This window comes from Hydrogenophaga sp. (assembly GCF_041633695.1).
GTDB lineage: Bacteria > Pseudomonadota > Gammaproteobacteria > Burkholderiales > Burkholderiaceae_C > Hydrogenophaga.
The window spans coordinates 1-4,372 of the sequence record NZ_JBFJMY010000352.1 but is presented as its reverse complement, the minus strand read 5'-3'; the positions used below and the strand labels follow the sequence as shown (position 1 = coordinate 4,372).

The 4,372-nt window shown below is 67.6% G+C and carries 5 protein-coding genes and 1 pseudogene; all 6 read right to left on the bottom strand.

The annotated features are described in order from the left end of the window. A pseudogene (locus tag ABYB95_RS17795) lies at positions 1 to 577 on the bottom strand (ABC transporter permease); the annotation flags it as partial. Positions 578 to 606: 29 nt separating this feature from the next. Further along, the gene (locus tag ABYB95_RS17790) at positions 607 to 1,836 is read right to left on the bottom strand and encodes an ABC transporter substrate-binding protein (RefSeq protein ID WP_372659937.1); all 1,230 of its coding nucleotides are present in this window, start codon (positions 1,834 to 1,836) and stop codon (positions 607 to 609) included. 90 nt (positions 1,837 to 1,926) lie between these two features. Beyond that, a complete protein-coding gene (locus ABYB95_RS17785; protein WP_372659935.1) occupies positions 1,927 to 2,409 on the bottom strand; it encodes a DoxX family protein in 483 nt (160 codons plus the stop codon). 16 nt (positions 2,410 to 2,425) lie between these two features. Then, entirely contained in the window at positions 2,426 to 3,229 is an 804-nt protein-coding gene (locus tag ABYB95_RS17780) for a putative DNA-binding domain-containing protein (RefSeq protein ID WP_372659933.1), read from the bottom strand. Next, positions 3,226 to 4,173 carry a DUF692 domain-containing protein gene (locus ABYB95_RS17775; protein ID WP_372659931.1) on the bottom strand — a complete coding sequence of 316 codons (948 nt, stop codon included), beginning with the start codon at positions 4,171 to 4,173 and terminating at the stop codon, positions 3,226 to 3,228. The genes ABYB95_RS17780 and ABYB95_RS17775 overlap by 4 nt, the downstream gene beginning before the upstream one ends. A 7-nt stretch (positions 4,174 to 4,180) precedes the next feature. Next, the coding region (locus ABYB95_RS17770; protein WP_372659929.1) for a DUF2282 domain-containing protein at positions 4,181 to 4,372 on the bottom strand (192 nt) is incomplete at its 5' end.

The following is a 4,372-nucleotide window of genomic DNA, read 5'->3' as shown; positions in this document are numbered from 1 at the left end:
GCCAGATCACGCGCCACCAGGCGCGCGCCGGTGCATAGCCCAGGGTCTGCGCCAGCGCGTGTTCGGCACGCCAGCGCTGGCGCACGTCGTCGCGCTGCAATTGGGTGGCTGCGGTCCAGAGCAGAAACGGCATTTCTTTGGCCACCAGCGCAAGGATCAGGCCCAGCCCCCAGGGGTCTTGCGTGGTGGGCCAGGGCGGCGGGTAATCCCAGCCGCTCAGGCCGGGTGAGACGGCGCGCAGCAGCCAGCCACTGGGCGAGAGCAGGAACACCAGGCCAATCGCCAGGGCAGCGTGAGGCGTGGCCAACATCACCGGCAAGCCGGCCAACACACGGTCCAGCGAGCGCCGCACAAAACCTTGCGCCAGCAGGGCCGCGCTGAGCCACCAGGCCAGCGCGGTCGAGGCCAGACCGGTCCACAGCGTCAAGACCAGGGCCTGCGGCGCTTGTGGCGCCTGCGCGAGCAAATGCCAGCCCGTGGGTTCGAGCAAACGCAGCAGGGACAAAACCGTGACCCACAACAGCGGCGCGGCGGCCAAGGCCAGCAGCAGCGCGGCGGCGAGCAGGCGGGCAGACACCCGGCGCGGGGGTGGGTGGCTGCGTGGCATCAGCTGCCGTAGCGGCGAACCCATTCTTTTTCAAGCGGCTCCACCCAAGAGGCGTGCGGCTCGGGCAGCGTGGGCGCGGTGCTGCGCACCTGGCCGGGCAAGGGCTTGGCCGCGAACAGCGCGCGCTCGGCGGCGGGCAGGCGCGGCACGTCGAGCACGGTCGGGTCGCCCCAGTGGGCGATATCGGCCTTGCGCGCTTGCGCGGTGGCCGAGAGCAGGAAGTTGGCCACCACCTGCGCACCGGCCCGTGCCGGCGCGTTGTAGGGAATGGCCACAAAGTGCGTATTGCCGATCGTGCCCTTTTCAAACTGCCAGCTGAAAACCGTGGGGCGCAGGCGTTGTGCGGCGATTTCGTTGGCGGCCTCGTTGGGGTTGAAGGTGATGGCGATCAGCAGTTCACCGTCGGCCATCATCTGGCGGATGGCGGCAGCGTTTTGCGGGAACTGCTTACCGCCGCGCCACAGGTGGGGGTGCAAGGCGTCGAAAAACGGCCAGAGGCGGGTGGTTTGCGCCGCAAACGCCTCGGGTGTGACCGGGCGGGCCAGTGCGCTGGCATCGGTGGCGGTTTCCAGCAGCGCCTGTTTCACGAAGGTGGTGCCGTGGAAGTCGGGCGGGCGCGGGTAGCTGATGCGCCCGCTGTTTGCGCGCGCCAGTGCCAACAGTTCGGCCATGTTGTTCGGGGGTTTGGGCAGGCGTTTCTGGTCGGCAAAAAAGGTCAGCTGCGCCATGCCCCAGGGCGATTCCAGGCCGTCGGTGGGCACCGAAAAATCGTTCAGCGTGGTGGGCTTGCCCACGGTGTCGACCCAGCGGAAGTTGGGCAGACCTTGCGCGAAGGGAGCGCCGAGCAGGCCGTCGCGCTTCATGGTTGCAAAGTTCTCGCCGTTGATCCAGACCAGATCCACCGTGCCTTCACCGGCGGTGCGTCCGGCTTCTTTTTCGGCGCGCACGCGTTTGATCACATCGGCGGCGTCGCTGATCTTGACGTGCTCCAGCTTCACCCCGTGGCTGCTCTGCAGTTGCTGTGCCGCCCACTGCAGGTAGGTGTTGATCTGCTCGCTGCCGGCCCAGGCGTTGAAATACACGGTCTGGCCGCGCGCGGCTTTTTCGACCATGGCCCAGGCGGGGGGCGCGTCGGTGGCGGCCCAGGCCGGTAGCGCAGCACCCAGGCCCGCCAGGGGCAAGCTGTGCAGAAAGTGGCGGCGGGTCCAGTCGGTGCGGTGGGTGGTCATGTGTTCGTGGGTGGGGTGAAGAGAAAGGGGTGCATGCGCCATGCTAACGGGCCAGGCGCTGGCGGTGGAGCTTGTGCCGCAGCGCGGGTGTCAAACGGCTGGTGCCAGGCCCTTGCGCAACAGCAGCGGGCGCAGCCAGGCGCAGTCGACCGACCATTTGCCCACGCCGTACAGCGCCAGCGCAGCCAGCAACACGCCCCAGGTGATGTGCTGTTGCAAGGCGGCGGGCGCGATCTCGGACAGGCTGATCACCGCCACCACATTGACCACCGACAGGCCCAGCGCCGCGAAGCGCCCGGCCAGACCCAGCAGCAGCAAGGCGGGCAGCACCAGCTCGCCCGCCGTGCCCATGAAGGCTGCCAGCTCGGGCGACAACACGGGCACGTGGTATTCCTCGGTGAACAGGAACACCGTGGTTTCCCAGTCGCGCAGCTTGGTCAAACCCGAGAGAAAAAAGGCTTGTGCCAGATAGGCGCGCGCCAGCAGCGCGGCCAGTGGCTGCAAACCGTCGAGCAGGCGGGTGAAGCCGCGCCAGACAAGGTACGCGCTTTGGATGGGGTGGGGTGTGTTCACGGGAGTCTCCTGGGTTTTATATCGGGGCCGGGGCGTGCAAGGGGTGCACGGCCAATACCAGGCCCGACGACACCGCGGCCACCAGCCAAGGGCCGAGGTCCCAGGCCGGGTCGGCTTGCAAGGCGGCGTTGAGCGCTGCCAGCAGCGAATGGTTGTGCAACAGCGCCTGTATCAACGCCACTTCGGCGGCGCTGGCGGGCCCCAAGCATGGGCGCATGCCTTGGCGCCAGACCACGGCGCATTCGCCCACACCGGCCTGGATCAGCTCGGCCACGGCGGCCAGGCTGGGGTCTGCCGCGCGGTGGGCGTTGACCAGACTGGCCACCGGCCAGGCGCTGCACAAGGTGTGCGTGCCGCTGGCCAGGCGCAGGCCCAGGGTGTCGGGGTCTTCTGTGCCCAGTTGCGCCAGGCTGGCCGGGTCGGCGGTGGTGTCGGCTGCGCTGGCGGCGCGGTGCAGCGCCCATTCGAGGCGGGCCACATCGGCCAGATAGGGCACGTCGGCCAGTTGGTCGTTGCTGGCCAGGAAAGCGGCAAAAGCTTCGCCCCATTGCGCCATGTCGCCACACACCGGCGGGCTGTGGTGCCAGAAATGGCGCGCCAGGGGCGCAAAATTGTCGGCCCCCACCAGGCTGTGGATCACCGGGTAGGCGGCCTGCAGGCAACGCTCGGCCAGCGCATGGCCGTTGCTGCGGTAGGCGGCCAGACCGCGCTCAAAAGACGGGTGCAGCCACGGCGCAAGCAGGTCCGAGGCGGGCGCCTGGCCTGCGGTGGGGAACAGGGTTTGCAGCAGGGCTTGCTGCTGCGCGGCAAGCTGGCTCATGCGGTGGCCTCGCGGGCTGCGTGGGGCGTGTTGTCGGTGGTGTCGGTTGCGGTGTCGAGGGCGGCACGGGCCACGCTTCGCGCGCGCTGGCCTTCTTCCAGCAGCACCGACAGCGCAGGCACATCGGTGTCCCACTCGATCAAGGTGGGCACCGCGCCCAGGCGTTGCAAAGCGTGTTGGTAGAGCGACCAGACCGCTTCGCAGGTGCGGCTGCCGTGGTCGTCGATCACGATGCCATCGACCTGCACATGGCCAGCCAGATGCAGCTCGGCCACCTGTGCCGGGCGCATGGCATCGAGCCAGTCGCAGCAAGTGGCCATGGGGTCCACGGCGGGGTCGCGCAACTGGGCGTTGCGTGCGTTGACGTAGAGGTTGTTCACATCGACCAGCAAGCCGCAACCGGTGCGGCTGGCCAGCGTGGACAAAAACTCGGGCTCACTCATGTCCGCGCCGGCCCAGTCGATGTAGGCCGACAGATTCTCGACCGCCATGCTGCGCTTCAGGCGGTCTTGCACCCGTTCGACGTTGGCGCACAAGACATGGAGCGCGTCTTGTGTGAACGGAATCGGCAGCAGGTCGGCGGCGTGGATCGCGCTGCCCGCCGCCAGAAATCCACGGGCAAAACTAGCGTGGTCGCTCACACGAACCGGTTCTATGGTCTGGACCAGTTCGGCAAGCCGTTCCAGGTGCCAGGGGTCTATGCCCGAGGCCGACCCCAGCGACAAACCCACGCCGTGCAGGCTGACGGGGTAGTGCGCGCGCGCCTCGCGCAGCACGGCCAGCGCTGCGCCACCGGGGGCGAAAAAATTCTCGGAATGGACTTCCAGGAAATCCAGTTCGGGCAAGGTTTCCAGCAGTTCCGCGTAGTGCGGATGCCGCCACCCAATGCCCACCGGCGTGCGCAGTGTGGGCGCGGTCGTGGCTTGGGTGGCGCGGGAAGACATGGAGCGATCAGCTCTTTTTCATCATGTCGTCTTTTTTCATCGTGTCATCCTTCTTCATCATCCCGCCCTTGGCTTCGTCCATGGATATGCCTTTCATGTCTTTGCAGGTGCCGGCGGCCACGTATTTCCATTCGCCCTTGTCCATGTCCAGCTTGGACTGGCCGGCGCAGGAGTGTGTGCCCGAGAGATTGGCGCAATC

What these genes read in the sequence shown, in the direction of transcription:
- ABYB95_RS17790 (WP_372659937.1), bottom strand. Translation starts at nt 1,836, where the DNA reads ATGACCACCCACCGCACCGACTGGACCCGCCGCCACTTTCTGCACAGC.
- ABYB95_RS17780 (WP_372659933.1), bottom strand. Translation starts at nt 3,229, where the DNA reads ATGAGCCAGCTTGCCGCGCAGCAGCAAGCCCTGCTGCAAACCCTGTTC.
- ABYB95_RS17775 (WP_372659931.1), bottom strand. Translation starts at nt 4,173, where the DNA reads ATGTCTTCCCGCGCCACCCAAGCCACGACCGCGCCCACACTGCGCACG.